The sequence below is a fragment of the Mesorhizobium sp. M1329 genome, from assembly GCF_040318035.1.
Classification (GTDB): domain Bacteria; phylum Pseudomonadota; class Alphaproteobacteria; order Rhizobiales; family Rhizobiaceae; genus Mesorhizobium.
In genome coordinates, this window is the sequence record NZ_JAMYLN010000005.1 from 246,156 (window position 1) to 259,801 (window position 13,646).

Here is a 13,646-nt window from a genome sequence, read left to right on the forward strand (position 1 = left end):
TCACTCTCCCCAGACATAGTTCAAGACGTCGTCCTCGACGCGGGTGGAGAGGAACATCAGGCGGGAGCCCTTCGGCGCCGGGCCTTCGAGGCGATCACCGTTTCCCATGTCGAACGAGGCGCCGTGCCACTGGCAGACGAGCTTGCCGTCCTTGCAGTCGAGCGGGCCACCGAAATGCAGGCAGACGTTGGCGGCGGCGCGGATACGCTCGCCGCTGCGGTAGACATGGACCTCGCGGCCGAAAAACGGAGCGATCAGGCTGCCTGTTTCCGGAATGTCGGCGATCTTGCAGATTTCATGCTTCATCGGAATTGCCTCTCATGATTGATGCGATTGCATCTATATAGATGCATTTGCATCGATCGTCAAGCTTGATGCAATTGCATCTATCGCCTACGATGCAATCATGACCGGGATTCCTTCACCTCCAGCCATCAAGGCCTGGGCCCGCCTGATGCGGGTTTCGCGCCAGTTGGTGGAACGAGCCGAGGACGCGCTGAAGGACAGTGGCCTGCCGCCGCTTGCCTGGTACGACGTCCTGCATGAGCTTGCCGAGGCGGGCGAGGGCGGATTGCGGCCGTTCCAGCTCACCGAGCGCACGCTGTTTGCGCAATACAACATCTCCCGGCTGCTGGCGCGGCTCGAAGCGGACGGGCTGGTCGAGAAGCTTCCCGTTGCCGATGACGGCCGCGGGCAAACAATCCGCGTCACAGACAAGGGACGCGAGACGCGCCGCCGCATGTGGGCTGTCTACGGCCGGTCGATCGCGGAGTTGGTCGGCTCCCGGCTTTCCAATGATGAGCTCGATGGGCTGTCAGCTCTGCTTGGGCGCCTGCGAGATCCGCCCGCCCTGGAGTGACGCGCCCTCATGACGGAGATGGCGCCGATTGGCGAGGTCAGGCACTGCCCAAGAGGAATGCCAGCGTCGCCAGAACGCCAAGCCCGACGCGGACCATATGCAGATTGCCCCATTTGACGATCAATGTCCGACCTTCAGGATTGACGGTGTTCGCGTCCATCGCCTCCAGCAACCTATTTGCCGGCATCACCACCAGCAGCGTCCATGGCCAAGGCAGGATGATCAGCACGGCGCCGACCAGATAAGCGAGATTGCCGGTCAGCCACCACGCGACGAGGCCCAGAATACAGGCGATGACGGCGATCGAGGCCTGCATGGCGGCGCCGCGTTTGTAGGAAGGCTGCCATTCCTGCAGCAATGCCTTGTCATCGAGGCGAAGCCGCGCCGGCTGCTCGGCGACGCTGACGTAGATAGCCGCGCCCGCGAACACTGCGGCAACGGCCAAGGCAAGCAATCCGGCGAGCATGATGCGTGTCTCCCGTGATGCCCCGTATGGAGCGCGCTACAGAAATAAGGGCTTGCGCCGGGTCGGGCAATGCGCCATAAGCCGAACCGTAACGTACGGTACGCCGTCGAGCTCGTATCTGAACTGCGGGTGAGTTTGCGTCCTGAGGAAAGACTGTGTTGCATGCTGTGACCGACATCGACACCAGCGAGGCGCTGACGGAGCGGCAGAAGGACGTGCTCGACGCCGCCCTTCGCCTGCTGGTCGAAGAGGGCGATCAGTTGACCATGACCGCCGTGGCGCGGCGGGCGAGCTGCTCGAAGGAGACGCTCTACAAATGGTTCGGCGATCGCGACGGGCTGTTGACCGCGACGGTACAATGGCAGGCGTCCAAGGTCCGGGTGGTGCCGGTCGACCGCAAGGGGCTCGACCTTGCTTCGCTGGCGGCGAGCCTCGAACGCTTCGCTTCGGACTGGCTCACGGTAATTTCGAGCGACACCTCGATCGCGCTGAACCGGGTGGCGGTCGGCCATGCTAGTTCGGGGAAGGACGATCTCGGCGCCATCGTGCTGGAAAATGGCCGCTTCGCGCTGGCCAGGCGCCTTAAGCCGGTGCTGGAGGCAGGCAAGGAAGCTGGTTTCCTCGAGTTTTCCGACGCTGAGACGGCGTTCCGCACCTTTTTCGGGCTGGTCGCCCGTGACGTGCAGATCCGCCTGCTGCTTGGCGACCGGCTGGAATTGACTGATGCGGCGATCGGCGGCGATGCCGTCCGGGCGACGCAGCAGTTTCTCGCTCTCTACGGGGCAAAAACCGGGCAGCAAGGCCCATAGAGCCGGATGATTTCAGGTCGAATCGACCTGAAATCTGAATCCGGCTCTACACTAAACGATGGAGCATGATGTCGTCCGAAAACCGCTTCACACTTTTCGGCATCATGCTCTGAATTCAAAACGGGAAGGAAGAAAAATGCGTGTCTATTACGATCGCGATGCCGATCTCAACCTGATCAAGGGCAAGAAGGTCGCCATCATCGGCTATGGCAGCCAGGGCAGGGCGCATGCGCTCAACCTCAAGGATTCCGGCGTCAAGGACATCGCCATCGGCCTTAAGGCCGGCTCGGCGACCGCCAAGAAGGTCGAGGCCGACGGGCTCAAGGTGATGAGCGTAGCCGATGCCGCCAAGTGGGCCGACCTGATGATGATGGCGACGCCGGATGAGCTGCAGGCCGACATCTACAAATCCGAGATCGCGCCGAACATCCGCGATGGCGCGGCAATCGCCTTCGCCCACGGCCTCAACGTGCATTTTGGCCTGATCGAGCCTAAAGCCTCCGTCGACGTCGTGATGATCGCGCCGAAGGGACCCGGCCATACGGTGCGCGGCGAATACCAGAAGGGCGGCGGCGTGCCGTGCCTGGTCGCGGTCAACCAGGACGCTTCGGGCAACGCGCTCGACCTGGCGCTTTCCTACGCCTGCGGCGTTGGCGGCGGCCGCTCGGGCATTATCGAGACCAATTTCCGCGAGGAGTGCGAGACCGACCTGTTCGGCGAGCAGGTGGTGCTGTGCGGCGGCCTGGTCGAATTGATCCGCGCCGGCTTCGAGACACTGGTGGAAGCCGGCTACGCGCCGGAAATGGCCTATTTCGAGTGCCTGCACGAGGTCAAGCTGATCGTCGACCTGATCTACGAAGGCGGCATCGCCAACATGAACTATTCGATCTCGAACACCGCCGAATGGGGCGAATACGTCTCGGGCCCGCGCATCATCACCGCCGAAACCAAGGCCGAGATGAAGCGGGTGCTGAAGGATATCCAGACCGGCAAGTTCACCTCGGAATGGATGCAGGAATACCGCGCTGGCATGTCGCGCTTCAAGGGCATCCGCCGCAACAACGACAGCCACCAGATCGAGGAAGTCGGCGCCAAGCTGCGCGCGATGATGCCGTGGATTTCCAAGAACAAGCTGGTCGACAAGGCCAAGAACTGATCGCAATTTCATTGCCGATCAAGAAAGGCCGGCGGAGCGATCCGCCGGCCTTTTCGCATCAAGATTGTGTGGTTTCCAGGCTTCTGGACAGGCGCACTATCCTCATCACCGTGATATGCCTGTGCGGGGCATGGCACAAAAGTGCCAAGGGGGTGAGAGTTGGAACTCAAATTTCTGTTGGTCGGGTTTGCCTGCGCGGTTGCCGGCATGCTCTCTCTCGTCACCTTCTTGAAGTGGTGGGAGGTAAGGGCGGCCAGCCGCTGGTCTCCGACGCCGGGAAAGATCATCTCGTCGCGGGTCGAGGCTCGCGAGGTGACCAGTTCGGGATCCGGTTCGGACAGCAGAGGGTCGACCGAGATGCGCAACTTCCCGGCAATCACCTTCGAATACAAGGTGAACGGCAAGACATTTCGCAGTTCGCACTACAGCGTGCAGGAGAACCTTGGAAACTTTGCGGTGGCGGAAACCCTTGCGAAATTTCCAAACGGGGCCGGCGTAACCGTCTTCTACAATCCGGCCGATCCAGCCAAGGCCGTGATCGAACGCACCATGCCCGATGGCTCCTTCAAGTTCATGGTCCAGCTTTCGGCCGGGCTGGTGGTCGGCGCGCTGGTATTGGTCTTCGCCGTCGGCGGCGTCCTCGAAGCGATCCGGCCGTTTTTGCCCAAGCCGCAGAACCTCGGCGCCGCTGCCCTGCTGCTTTTCATGGGATTGTTTGTCCTGCGCATGGGCTTTGCCCAGAAGTCACTGGCCGAACAGGCGGCCAAATGGCCCATCACGGCAGGACGCATCGATGCCTCGGGTCTGCAGAAATTCGAGACCCGCGACAGGTCCGGAGGCGGCTATCGGCCCTGGCACACAGTCTTCAAATCCCGCATCGTCTACAGCTATAGCGTTGCCGGCCAGCGCTACGCCGCCGATCGCATCGCTTTCGGGGCAAACGTGACGGCTTCGCTGCCGAGCCTCGTCAGCGGTCAATCGCAGCGCTATCTCGAGGGCGACAAGGTCGAGGTCCGCTACGACCCCGCCAATCCGGCTGCAGCGGTTCTCGAATGCAGGGTGAGCGGGCTTTGGCTCCTGTGGGTCTGCGCCGCTGGCTTCCTCGGCGGAGCCGCGCTGCTGGTAGGCGTCATCTGAAGCTGCTGTCCTATGCTGCATATCCAGCGGAGGAAGGCACCTGTCGTCAGCATCTGAGAAGAATTCCGCTGTCGAAGCCAGGCCATGTCAATCTCACCGTCGCCCCGTCGACAACAATATGGATGACGCGGGAGAACGGCTCTTCGGCCGACGGGTTGGATCCGTAGCATTGGCTGGCCCGCGCCACCCAGCCCGTTGGCGTCTTGAGGAACGTTGCGTGTTCGCAGCCGAGAGCAGGGACCGACAGCGCGTCGCGATACAATGTGTAGACAGTCTGGCGTTGAACATCCGCAACGGCGGTACAGTTCGATCTGTTCCCGGACCATGTGCCCACATACTGTTCCGCGGCGAAGGCGTGGCCGCACGAAAATCCTAGGATCGAAATGAGCATCAAGAGATTTCGCATCATCGATTCTTTCTTTTCGACGTGGCCTTGGGCCATGCTAAAGCATCAAACTTCACAATGATGCTGCTCCAAGGGACTTAAATGATCATCCGCAAAGCAGCAGCTATTTTTCTGGGCATGCTGAGCCTGTTGCAAGCAGCGAACGCAACAGAATGTTCGCTCAGCCATGCGACCTATCGCGAGCCGGGTTCGGGAGCGACGATACGGTTCCGGCCAATCAACAACGAGCCGGCCGCGCTGACGACCGAGGTCTTTTCGCTGATCGTGCCCAACACCGACCTTCGTCTGCCGTCGGACATCACCTGGACCAATGGCAAGTACTCGTTTCCTGTGGGCACGATCCGGCACACCTGCACCGACGACGATCGTGAGGCGGGTCTCGAGGACGGCACCGGGCTGTGCAGAGTGTGGGATGGGCAGGTCTATGCGTTCAATGCAGGCGGTGCCGAGCAGTTGAGCTCCCGCGAAGCCTCGCCGGCACCGGCAGGGTTGCTGTTGCCTGACTTCGGCGCGATTTTTACCGAATGGCCCGATTTCGCCAATGCCAATCCCGATGGTTCAGCCTGGGATGCCTTTACCTTGTCGGGTTGCAGCGATGAATAGCAAGAGACTGCCGGCCTACGTCTGCGCCCTGCCGGTCCTTATGGCCATGGCCACCGGGGCTCGTGCCGACCAAAGCAAGCCGTCGCGTCCCCCTATCGACAAATGCAGCTGGGAACGGCTGGCGGACAAGGATGTCGGGCTGGCTGCCTGGGTGCAGCGGTGCGATTTCGGTTTTCGCCAGATTCATTTCGAGCTTGGCGGCAATGCTCTTGCCATCAAATACAGCGACGGCGGGCCAGCCGATCCCGTCGTCGAAGTCTTCGATATACTGCCGGGCGAGGCCGCCGACGCTGCGTTGCAGCGCGTTTTTACGCAGAAGACCGAGAAAGCCATCAGCACACGTTGCGTGCTCACGCCTTACACCGAAGGGGCGACGCCCGCGCGCATCCTCCGGTATGTTTTCAGTCCCGATGCCGCCTATCGTGAGGAATTGAAGACCGTCGCCAACCCTGACGAGGTCGGCGAACCGCCTTGCGGCGAATGGGGCGAAGCCCCGGACGGCATTCAGTATTTCGAGGTGCAATCACCCGACCTGCGAAAGCTTCTATTCGTTCGCGTCGGCCAGGAAGAGCCGCTGTTTGACGAGCAGACACTGCAAGTCCTGCCACCCGGGTAACGCCGGGATCTCAGCCGTAGTGCCAACTGGGCTTTGGTTCGGTGCCGGTGAACATCACCCCAATTCGATCCTCGCGGCGCCAGCGGACCACGGCCTTGTAGGCAATTCCGTCGGTCGGAACATAGAGCAGGAACTCATCGGGCACGCGCGCGTCGATCGAGACCTTCAATTCGGCGCCGCCGGCATGCATGTTGCGCAGCGTGCATGTGACCTCGGAGTTGGTCATGCTGGTCAGGATCGTCGCGCCCTTGAAGACGCGCTGCCGGCGTTTGTCCCTCTGTTCGTCCTCGGCCATTGCACGCAATCCAGCCATCTTCGCGTCTCGGCGTTCTGATCGGGAGGACTATTAGACCGGCCTGATAAAAATAACGTTATCACCAGTGAGACTGGCGATTTTCGAGATTCCTGGCGGGAAGAAAAAGGCGCCGCGAAGCACGGCGCCGAATGATGCTTGTTGTCGGCCTGCTCAGCTATAGGGCGAATAGCATTGCTGGCGCGGCCCATTATAGGGCTGGAAGGTGTTGTCCCAGGCGCGGTACGACCGGTAGCGATTGTAACACCATTGGACATGTGCACTGGAAAGCCGCCCTGCGCGATAGTAGCGGCGCGGTGGCGGCGCGTCGTAGTAGTTGTTGTTGTTGTACAGGCTGCCAAGGCCGAGCCCCAGGCCCAAGCCAAGAATCGCGGCACCCGCACTATCATCATAGTAGCCGCCGCGGTAATGGCGGCGATGGTGGCGCCAACGCCAGCTGTCGTCCCAGCCGCCATTGTCCCAGTGTCTCGAGAAATGACGGCCGCGGAAATTGTGGGACCGCCATCTCCAATCGTCGCCGCCGTGCCATTGCCGGAAGCCGTGGTTGCGCCATCGCCAGATCTGCCTGTCGTTGCCGCCTGCCCAATCTTCACGAATTTGCACGATGTCGGCGGCATTGCCCGCCACCGGCAGCAGGGGTTTGGGCATCGGCCCGGCAAGCGAGGGGACCGAGAGGCCGGCTATCAGACCGAGGGCCATGAGCCCGGATCCGACGGAAGATAAAAAGAGCGGTTTCATCGCACTCTCCGAAGATTCAGGCCCCACGCCCAGAATACCCCGGGGAAGGGCCTATTGATGGAACTTTCCATCTGAACGGAAGATGAACAAAAAGGTTCCGTCAACCATGGCGAGCGCGCGATCAATCAGAGCCGGTTTCGGCACCCTTGTTTTCGGGCGCGCTTGCGGGCAAAGGTCAAAGCCATGTCGCTGCGCCTTGCCACCTTCAACGTCGAAAACCTGATGAACAGGTTTGATTATTCCGGATACCGCAATCAGCTCAACGAAGATCGCACGCTGGCGCTTTTCGACATCCAGAGCGAGGCCGAATACAAGATGCTCGAGCAGGCGCGGGCGATCGCGCAGTCTGACGACACGCGGCAGTTGACGGCACTGGCGATCGCGGCCACCCGCGCCGACATCATCTGCATGCAGGAGGTCGACAATATCGAGGCGCTGAGGGCCTTCGAATATGGCTATCTATTCAAGATGGTGGGGCAAGGCTACCGGCAGAAATACACCACCGCCGGCAATGATTCGCGCGGCATCGACGTCGCCGTGATGATGCGCAACGAGACCGCGCAGGGCCAGCCGATCGAATTCGTGCGCATGACCAGCTACGCCTATGTCACGTTCGAGCAATTCGGGCTGCACACGGCGGAATTGGCAGCACTTGGACATCAGGCCAATGAGCGCATCTTCCGGCGCGACTGCCTGGAAATCGATCTGACGGTGGCTGGAGCGCCGTTGACGCTCTATCTCGTGCATTTCAAATCGATGGGCTCTCCCCGCAACGGCCTCGACGGCCGTGAAGCAACAATGCCGCTGCGCATCGCCGAGGCGCAAGCGGTGCGCCGGATCATCGAGGAGCGCTTCGGCAAGGACCATGCCGCCGACAAGCGCTGGGCAATCTGCGGCGACATGAACGACTACCGGCAGCGCGTGAAGATTACCGGCGATGCCGTCGACGGCTATCGCTTCGAGGTCATCGACGAGACCCGGTCCTGCATCGACGTGCTCACTGCCGGCGGTTTTTGCGAAAACGCGGTCGAGCGGCGGCCGGAAATGGACCGCTGGACTTTCTATCACACACGCGGACCGGAAGAGCGGCATCTCTGCCAGCTCGACTACATCCTTTTGTCGAGGGCGCTAGCCAGGCAGAACGCCACCGCCGTTCCCGATATCATCCGCAATGGCCAGCCCTGGCGGACCATATTTCCGGCGGGCCAGGAGGTCGAGCGCTTCCCACGCGCCGGGTGGGACCGGCCGAAGGCATCCGACCATTGCCCGGTAGCAATTGCCCTCGACATGGCGTGAGACCGGCGTGAGTTTCGACCTGCCGCGCAACGTCATCCTGCCGGTCGATGCCATCGATGTCAGGCTCGATCCCGGCCCGCATCCGTTCGAGCGCGACAATGCCGAGGCGATCGCGGTGAACTGGCGGCGTGAGACCGCAGCCAGGCCGGCGCTTTTCGACGGCACCGTGGTGCTGCTTTCCGCGCTCAGCTATCGCGACAATCGCCTCGTCGGCCGCTGCCATGCGGTGCGTTATTCGACCTTCATGCTTTGGCGCGGCAATCGGCAGGTGGCCGGGGCCGAGCATGCCTATGCGCATGCCATGCTGGTCGCCGGCGACAATGCGCTGGTGGCGATCCGAATGGCGCCGCATACGGTCAATGCCGGGCGCATCTACTTCGCCGCCGGTTCGTTCGAGCCAACCGATTTCCGCGACGGCCTTGTCGACGTCGACTTCAACATGATCCGCGAGGTGCGCGAAGAGACTGGCCTCGATCTGTCGGGCGCGACACGCGGCAGGCGCCATTACGCCCTGTCGACGACAAGCGGCACGGTGATCTTTCGCCGCTACCGCGAGAGGGCCTCCGCCGACGACCTGGCACAGCGGATCAGCGCTTTCGTCGCCACCGAGGCAGAGCCAGAAATCGAAGGCCCGGTGATCATCCGCAATGCAGCCGACCTGCCGGACGGGTTGATGCCGCATATGAGACCGCTGATCGAATGGCACTTTGCGCGGGGCCAGGATTAGGTCAGCCGTTTCCGCAACCTGCTCACTCATGCCTCAGCGCGTCAATCGGGTTGAGCCGTGCGCCGCGCAGCGCCGGGAAGAAGCCGAACACCATGCCGATCAGCGCGGAGAAGCCGACCGCAAGAAGGATCACCGCCGGGCTTGGCGCAAACGGGATCGTCAGCGTCACCGAGGCGAGGCCGGCCAGCGCCAGGCCGATCAGGATGCCGATGACGCCGCCAAGCAGCGACAGCACCGTCGCCTCGACCAGGAACTGGATGAGGATGTGCTTTTCATGGGCGCCGATAGCGAGCCTGATGCCGATCTCGCGCGTGCGTTCGGTTACCGACACCAGCATGATGTTCATGATGCCGATGCCGCCGACGAGCAGGCTGACGCCGGCCACGGCACCGAGCATGCCAGTCATGGTGGTGGTCGCGCTGGCCATGGCATCGGCGATTTGGGTCATGTCGCGGATCGAGAAATCATCGTCACGGTCGGGCGTGATGCGGCGCGTGTCGCGCAAGATGTCCTCGACGCGCGTCTGCAGCACCGTGGTTGGCGTGCGGTCGTCGGCGGCGACATAGATCGATTCGATGTCGCGATTGCCGGCAATGCGACGCTGATAGGCGGCGAGCGGCATCAGCACGACATTGTCCTGGTCCTGGCCGAAACCGGTATAGCCCTTCGGTTCGAGCAAGCCGATGATCTTGCAGGAGGTGCGATTGACGCGGATGATCTCGCCTTCGGGATCGCCGGCACCGAAGAACTGCTGGCGCACCGTCTCGCCGATGAGGCAGACGCCGGTGCCCGAGCGGGTTTCCGAATCGCTGAACGGGCGGCCGGAAACCAGCTTCCAGTCGCGGGCATCGAGATAGGCGCTGTCGGTGCCGGTGACGCCCGAAGTCAGGCTTTCGGTGCCGAAAATGACGCGTACCTGCTTTTGCGAGGCCGGCGAGATGGCGCGCGCGCCGTCCAGATGCGCGGCAAGCGCTGCAAGATCCTTGTCGCCCAGCGCTCGGACCACCTGATCGAGCCCTCCCGGGCCGCCGGGCCCGGCAGGGCGGCCGGAACGGATGACGAGCAGATTGCTGCCGAGCTTGGAAATATCGGACTTGACCTTCTCGGTGGTGCCCGAGCCGATGGTCAGCATGGCGATGACGGCGGCGACGCCGATGACGATGCCGAGCAGCGTCAGGAACGAGCGCAGCACGTTGCGGCGGATGGAGCGGAGCGAGAGGCGAACGGTTTCCCAGATCATGGCTAGGCCATCTCCAGATTGGCTGTGTCGGAGGCGACATGGCCATCGAGGAAACGGATCGTGCGCTGCGCATAGCCGGCAACATCGGCTTCGTGCGTGACCATGGCGATGGTCAGGCCGAGATCGCTGTTCAGCTGCGTCAGGAGCTCCATGATCTCGTGCGTGCGGGCGGTGTCGAGATTGCCGGTCGGTTCGTCGGCGACGAGCAGCGTCGGCCTGGTGACGATGGCGCGGGCGATCGCCACGCGCTGCTGCTGGCCGCCGGACAGCTCGGCCGGCGTATGATGCTCGCGGCCGACAAGGCCGACCTCGGCAAGTGCCTGCATGGCAAGGCCGCGACGCTCGCGGGCACCGACGCCGCGATAGATCAGCGGCAGTTCGACATTCTCCGCGGCCGTAGTGCGCGGCAAGAGATTATAGCCCTGGAAGACGAAGCCGACATAGAGATTGCGCAGCTGAGCGCGGCGGTTGCGGTCGAGACGGCCGGCGTCGATGCCTTCGAAGCTGTAGGTCCCGGCGGTCGGCGTGTCGAGGCAGCCAATGATGTTCATGGCCGTCGATTTGCCAGAACCGGACGGGCCCATGATGGCGACGAATTCGCCGCGCCTGATGGCGAGGTCGACGCCGGCCAGCGCATGCACTTGGGCTTCGCCCTGGCCATAGCTTTTCCAGACCTTGTCGAAGCCGATGAGGGTCGCGCCCGATGCCACGATCAGCTCCGCTGCTGCGAGGCGGTAATGACTTGTGCGCCTTCCTCCAGGCCGGAGACGATCTCGGTCAGTTCGCCATCTGTCGAGCCGACCCTGACGTTGACCGGATGCGGCCGCCCATTCTCCAGCACGTAGAGCGTGCGCGAGCCGTCGGTGGGCTTCGTCGCCGCCTGGCGCTGGCGGTTGCCGCCGGGGCGTCCCATGCGGCCGGTGAACAGGTCGGTGAGGCTCCAGCCGCGCTCCGCCGTCTGCGCCGGCCGGTAGCGGAAGGCGATCGATGGCACCGTGAGCACGTTCTTGGCCTGCTTGGTGACGACCGAGACGGTGGCAGTCATGCCGGGCCGCAACAGAAGCTCGCTATTGTCGACGTCCAGCCTTGCATCGTAAGTGACGACGCCGTCGGTGGTGACCGAGGCATAGGAGATGTCGCGGATCTCGGCGTCGAATGGCCGTTCAGGGAAGGCATCGACGGTGAAGCGCGCATGCTGGCCAGGTTTGACGGCGCCGATGTCGGCCTCGTCGACTGCAGCCTTCAGCTCCATGTTCTTCAGATCGGCGGCGATGACGAACAGCACCGGCGCCTGCAGCGACGAGGCGACCGTCTGGCCGGGATCGACCGAGCGCGTCAATATGATGCCGTCGATCGGAGCGTAGATGGTGCTCTTGGCAAGATCCGTCTGCTGCGCCTTGAGATCGGCATTGGCCATGGCGAGGTTGGCTTTGGCGATATCGATCGCTGCCTTCGAGCGGTCGCGCGTGGCGGTTGCCGCTTCGAGCGACTGGTCCGTCGCCATGCCGCGCTTGGTCAGTTGCGCCGCGCGCACCAGCGCCTTTTCGTTTTCGGCCAGGGTCACGGTGGCGTCCTCGACGCTCGCCGCCGCTGCCTTGGCCGAGGCCTGGGCGCGCTCGATCTGCACCTCCAGCTTGGCAGTGTCGAGCGCGGCCAGCACATCGCCCTTCTTCACCAGTTGGTTCTCGTTGACCGAGACCGAGCGGACGACGCCGGAGAGTTCGCTGGAAATATCGACCTGGGTGAGGGGCTGCAGCGTGCCGGTAGCCGAAACCGCGACGGTAAGGTCGGCCATGGCGGCCAGTGTCGTGGTATACTCGATCTTGGCGGGCGAGCCCGCATAGCACTGGTAGCCGACGACACTCGCGGCGACGGCAAGCAGTGCGAACACTGCGTAAAACCAACCGCGGCGGCGTTTTGTCTTCAGGCCCTGGTGGTCGAGCCCGAGCGCCGTCTCGATGGCGGAAGCGGATTCCGTCTTTGGCAGATTGACAATCTGGTCCACGCCGGACCCCTATGTTCAGTGATATCCCATCAGTGCACAAATCAGGCCTTAAGGTCCAAAATTCAAATTAAATTTCGCTCATGTTGGGAATGAGGCAGAGGACTTACTGAGATGCAGCCGCGGAATTACTTGCTTTACGACGTATTCACCACCAACCGGCTGGCCGGCAATCCGCTGGCCGTGGTGCTCGACTGTGACGGGCTGGACGTTGCGGCGATGCAGGCGGTGGCGCGCGAGTTCAACCTGTCCGAAACCGTCTTCGTGCTGCCGCCGGACAACCCGAAGCACCGGGCCCGCATCCGTATATTCACGCCCGACTATGAAATGCCGTTCGCCGGCCACCCAACCGTCGGCTCGGCGATAGCGCTCGCCGAATTGGTGGGAGAGGCCGCCGGCATCTTCGTGCTCGAGGAGAATATCGGCCCCGTGCGCTGCGCTGTCAGCAAGCACGACGGCTCGACCTTTGCCGAGTTCGACCTGGCGAAACTGCCGGCGCAGCTGGAATTGTCGGCCGACCCCGAGGCGATCGGCGCGGCCCTTGGCCTTGGGCCGCACGAGATCGGCTTCGAGAACCACCGCGTTTCATTCTGGTCGGCTGGAGTGCCTTACGTGACCATCCCCGTCGCCAATCTGGAGGCGGCTGCCCGGATCAGGCTGGACAACCAGGCGTGGTCGGAGCTCGCACCGCGCAAAAGCGAATGGGCCTTCGCCAGCCCCTACATCTATTGCCGCGAGACGGTGCACCACGACAGTGCCTTCCATGTCCGCATGATGGTGCCCGGCAATCCGTCCTACGAAGACCCGGCGACCGGCTCGGCGGCGGCCGCGTTCGCCGGCGCGATCATGCATTTCGACGGCCCGACCGACGGCGTTTCACAGCTGTGGATCGAGCAGGGGCTGGAGATGGGCCGGCCTTCGCGCATTCGCCTCGAACTGAATGTCGAAGGTGGCAAACTGACCGCCGCCCGCATCGGCGGCCATGCGGTCAAGGTGGCGGAAGGCAGGCTTTTTGTTTGACGGGCGAGGCACTTCGGCGATTTGTCGGGAAATGAATCCCACGGGGCTGGACATGGCGGATGACGGCGGCTATATGCCCGCCAACGCCGGTTTTACCGGCCGAGTGGGTGCGTAGCTCAGTTGGTAGAGCAGCTGACTCTTAATCAGCGGGTCCACAGTTCAATCCTGTGCGCACCCACCAAAAATCTTCAGGATTTGGTGGAAAGACCCTACAGCGGGATGTTTTGCGGCCGTCCGGTGGCCGCATTCACTCGAGTG

The 13,646-nt window shown here is 62.7% G+C and carries 17 protein-coding genes and 1 tRNA gene; 10 read left to right on the forward strand and 8 right to left on the reverse strand.

Going from position 1 to position 13,646, the window contains the following annotated elements:
• Positions 1–306 carry a Rieske (2Fe-2S) protein gene (locus NKH21_RS07465; protein WP_352666956.1) on the reverse strand — a complete coding sequence of 102 codons (306 nt, stop codon included), beginning with the start codon at positions 304–306 and terminating at the stop codon, positions 1–3.
• Between the two features lie 100 nt (positions 307–406).
• Here NKH21_RS07465 and NKH21_RS07470 point away from each other — a divergent pair, with 100 nt between their 5' ends.
• Entirely contained in the window at positions 407–859 is a 453-nt protein-coding gene (locus NKH21_RS07470) for a MarR family winged helix-turn-helix transcriptional regulator (RefSeq protein WP_352666953.1), read from the forward strand.
• Between the two features lie 37 nt (positions 860–896).
• Here the strand turns inward: NKH21_RS07470 and NKH21_RS07475 are convergent, their stop codons facing one another.
• Positions 897–1,325 carry an anthrone oxygenase family protein gene (locus tag NKH21_RS07475; RefSeq protein WP_352863824.1) on the reverse strand — a complete coding sequence of 143 codons (429 nt, stop codon included), beginning with the start codon at positions 1,323–1,325 and terminating at the stop codon, positions 897–899.
• A gap of 155 nt (positions 1,326–1,480) precedes the next feature.
• On the opposite strand from NKH21_RS07475, the gene NKH21_RS07480 reads away from it, so the two are divergent.
• The 3 genes from NKH21_RS07480 (at position 1,481) to NKH21_RS07490 (ending at position 4,427) form a co-directional block, all read left to right on the forward strand.
• Positions 1,481–2,134 (forward strand): TetR/AcrR family transcriptional regulator, encoded by a 654-nt coding sequence (locus tag NKH21_RS07480; protein WP_352863826.1) that lies wholly within the window; start codon positions 1,481–1,483, stop codon positions 2,132–2,134.
• 136 nt (positions 2,135–2,270) lie between these two features.
• Positions 2,271–3,290, forward strand: coding sequence for a ketol-acid reductoisomerase (gene ilvC, locus NKH21_RS07485; protein ID WP_023676662.1), 1,020 nt, complete (start codon positions 2,271–2,273; stop codon positions 3,288–3,290).
• 159 nt (positions 3,291–3,449) lie between these two features.
• Positions 3,450–4,427 carry a DUF3592 domain-containing protein gene (locus tag NKH21_RS07490; RefSeq protein WP_352863828.1) on the forward strand — a complete coding sequence of 326 codons (978 nt, stop codon included), beginning with the start codon at positions 3,450–3,452 and terminating at the stop codon, positions 4,425–4,427.
• 46 nt (positions 4,428–4,473) lie between these two features.
• Here the strand turns inward: NKH21_RS07490 and NKH21_RS07495 are convergent, their stop codons facing one another.
• Positions 4,474–4,869 carry a hypothetical protein gene (locus tag NKH21_RS07495; RefSeq protein WP_352666942.1) on the reverse strand — a complete coding sequence of 132 codons (396 nt, stop codon included), beginning with the start codon at positions 4,867–4,869 and terminating at the stop codon, positions 4,474–4,476.
• A 45-nt stretch (positions 4,870–4,914) separates the two neighbouring features.
• Here NKH21_RS07495 and NKH21_RS07500 point away from each other — a divergent pair, with 45 nt between their 5' ends.
• Together NKH21_RS07500 and NKH21_RS07505 are read left to right on the forward strand one after the other, a co-directional pair.
• Positions 4,915–5,436, forward strand: coding sequence for a hypothetical protein (locus tag NKH21_RS07500; protein WP_352863830.1), 522 nt, complete (start codon positions 4,915–4,917; stop codon positions 5,434–5,436).
• Positions 5,429–6,052 carry a hypothetical protein gene (locus NKH21_RS07505; RefSeq protein ID WP_352863832.1) on the forward strand — a complete coding sequence of 208 codons (624 nt, stop codon included), beginning with the start codon at positions 5,429–5,431 and terminating at the stop codon, positions 6,050–6,052. The genes NKH21_RS07500 and NKH21_RS07505 overlap by 8 nt, the downstream gene beginning before the upstream one ends.
• Before the next feature lie 10 nt (positions 6,053–6,062).
• Here the strand turns inward: NKH21_RS07505 and NKH21_RS07510 are convergent, their stop codons facing one another.
• Together NKH21_RS07510 and NKH21_RS07515 are read right to left on the reverse strand one after the other, a co-directional pair.
• A complete protein-coding gene (locus tag NKH21_RS07510; RefSeq protein ID WP_352863881.1) occupies positions 6,063–6,347 on the reverse strand; it encodes a PilZ domain-containing protein in 285 nt (94 codons plus the stop codon).
• Positions 6,348–6,518: 171 nt separating this feature from the next.
• Positions 6,519–7,103 (reverse strand): BA14K family protein, encoded by a 585-nt coding sequence (locus NKH21_RS07515; protein WP_352863834.1) that lies wholly within the window; start codon positions 7,101–7,103, stop codon positions 6,519–6,521.
• A 183-nt stretch (positions 7,104–7,286) separates the two neighbouring features.
• On the opposite strand from NKH21_RS07515, the gene NKH21_RS07520 reads away from it, so the two are divergent.
• Positions 7,287–8,399 (forward strand): endonuclease/exonuclease/phosphatase family protein, encoded by a 1,113-nt coding sequence (locus NKH21_RS07520; protein WP_023720773.1) that lies wholly within the window; start codon positions 7,287–7,289, stop codon positions 8,397–8,399.
• 7 nt (positions 8,400–8,406) lie between these two features.
• On the forward strand, positions 8,407–9,126 hold the full coding sequence (locus NKH21_RS07525; protein WP_352666933.1) for a hypothetical protein: 720 nt from the start codon (positions 8,407–8,409) through the stop codon (positions 9,124–9,126).
• 22 nt (positions 9,127–9,148) lie between these two features.
• Here the strand turns inward: NKH21_RS07525 and NKH21_RS07530 are convergent, their stop codons facing one another.
• From NKH21_RS07530 to NKH21_RS07540, 3 genes are read right to left on the reverse strand one after another with little or no spacing between them, the layout of a single operon-like run.
• Complete coding sequence (locus tag NKH21_RS07530; protein ID WP_352863836.1) at positions 9,149–10,366, reverse strand: ABC transporter permease; 1,218 nt, start codon at positions 10,364–10,366, stop codon at positions 9,149–9,151.
• Positions 10,367–10,368: 2 nt separating this feature from the next.
• Positions 10,369–11,076, reverse strand: coding sequence for an ABC transporter ATP-binding protein (locus NKH21_RS07535; protein WP_352863838.1), 708 nt, complete (start codon positions 11,074–11,076; stop codon positions 10,369–10,371).
• 2 nt (positions 11,077–11,078) lie between these two features.
• Positions 11,079–12,371, reverse strand: coding sequence for an efflux RND transporter periplasmic adaptor subunit (locus NKH21_RS07540; protein ID WP_352863840.1), 1,293 nt, complete (start codon positions 12,369–12,371; stop codon positions 11,079–11,081).
• Between the two features lie 111 nt (positions 12,372–12,482).
• Here NKH21_RS07540 and NKH21_RS07545 point away from each other — a divergent pair, with 111 nt between their 5' ends.
• Together NKH21_RS07545 and NKH21_RS07550 are read left to right on the forward strand one after the other, a co-directional pair.
• On the forward strand, positions 12,483–13,388 hold the full coding sequence (locus tag NKH21_RS07545; protein WP_352863842.1) for a PhzF family phenazine biosynthesis protein: 906 nt from the start codon (positions 12,483–12,485) through the stop codon (positions 13,386–13,388).
• A gap of 105 nt (positions 13,389–13,493) precedes the next feature.
• Positions 13,494–13,569 (forward strand) — tRNA-Lys (locus NKH21_RS07550).
• Positions 13,570–13,646 lie beyond the last annotated feature (77 nt).

Excerpts from the sequence above, each read along its gene's own strand:
- NKH21_RS07465 (WP_352666956.1), bottom strand. The coding sequence starts at position 306 with ATGAAGCATGAAATCTGCAAGATCGCCGACATTCCGGAAACAGGCAGC.
- NKH21_RS07470 (WP_352666953.1), top strand. The coding sequence starts at position 407 with ATGACCGGGATTCCTTCACCTCCAGCCATCAAGGCCTGGGCCCGCCTG.
- NKH21_RS07475 (WP_352863824.1), bottom strand. The coding sequence starts at position 1,325 with ATGCTCGCCGGATTGCTTGCCTTGGCCGTTGCCGCAGTGTTCGCGGGC.
- ilvC (WP_023676662.1), top strand. The coding sequence starts at position 2,271 with ATGCGTGTCTATTACGATCGCGATGCCGATCTCAACCTGATCAAGGGC.
- NKH21_RS07495 (WP_352666942.1), bottom strand. The coding sequence starts at position 4,869 with ATGGCCCAAGGCCACGTCGAAAAGAAAGAATCGATGATGCGAAATCTC.
- NKH21_RS07500 (WP_352863830.1), top strand. The coding sequence starts at position 4,915 with ATGATCATCCGCAAAGCAGCAGCTATTTTTCTGGGCATGCTGAGCCTG.
- NKH21_RS07505 (WP_352863832.1), top strand. The coding sequence starts at position 5,429 with ATGAATAGCAAGAGACTGCCGGCCTACGTCTGCGCCCTGCCGGTCCTT.
- NKH21_RS07510 (WP_352863881.1), bottom strand. The coding sequence starts at position 6,347 with ATGGCCGAGGACGAACAGAGGGACAAACGCCGGCAGCGCGTCTTCAAG.
- NKH21_RS07515 (WP_352863834.1), bottom strand. The coding sequence starts at position 7,103 with ATGAAACCGCTCTTTTTATCTTCCGTCGGATCCGGGCTCATGGCCCTC.
- NKH21_RS07520 (WP_023720773.1), top strand. The coding sequence starts at position 7,287 with ATGTCGCTGCGCCTTGCCACCTTCAACGTCGAAAACCTGATGAACAGG.
- NKH21_RS07530 (WP_352863836.1), bottom strand. The coding sequence starts at position 10,366 with ATGATCTGGGAAACCGTTCGCCTCTCGCTCCGCTCCATCCGCCGCAAC.
- NKH21_RS07545 (WP_352863842.1), top strand. The coding sequence starts at position 12,483 with ATGCAGCCGCGGAATTACTTGCTTTACGACGTATTCACCACCAACCGG.